Source organism: Paenibacillus sp. FW101-FHT12H11, assembly GCF_058790355.1.
This window is the reverse complement of sequence record NZ_JBYTCO010000035.1, coordinates 1-621: the sequence shown is the minus strand read 5'-3', so window position 1 is coordinate 621 and position 621 is coordinate 1. Positions and strand designations below refer to the sequence as shown.

The 621-nt window shown below is 42.7% G+C and carries 1 protein-coding gene; it reads right to left on the bottom strand.

The window, feature by feature from the left end:
• Positions 1-253 precede the first annotated feature (253 nt).
• A partial coding sequence (locus AC3WTJ_RS37955; RefSeq protein WP_492526931.1) for a hypothetical protein occupies positions 254-621 on the bottom strand: 368 nt, incomplete at its 5' end.

Below are 621 nucleotides of genomic sequence, written 5' to 3'. Positions count from 1 at the left end.
AGTTTTCTTCATAAGGGTTTGTTTCCTCCTAATATTTGAAAGTTTTTGTTATAAAAACTTATAACCAACGGGACGACGACACGGAAGTAATGTTGCTATCATTTCGTATAGCTTTTTTTCTATCACCTCGTCTACATGACTTAGTATACGTGAGTATATGCATAATTTCATTAATAAGTATTTTCCAACTCTATTTCTATCTCTTACGATAAACAAAAAGAAGACCCGCTAAGGGTCTTCTTCGTATCACCGATTAACGAACGTTAATCGCAGTTGTTACTTGTTTACCGTTTGGTGCTGTCACTGTCAGATCGAATTTCTTCACGTTCGCTCCGAAGCTTACAGTACCATCTGCATTGATCGTCACCGCATTGTCAGCCGCTGTTGGCGTGCCTGTCATAGCGCCCAGAACAATGTGGTTCGCAATAAACGTCAGTCCGTATACGCCATTGTATTTTTGTACAACGCCGTTCGCGCCACCATCATACTTAATGCCGTAGTTATCGCGGACTTCCAAGTCCATGCCGCCGTACATGTTGAATGTACCTGCTGTTACTTCTGTTGCTGTCACATCATAGCTGCTGTTGCCAGCTGTCAAGGACTCTACGGAGATCGCATCGC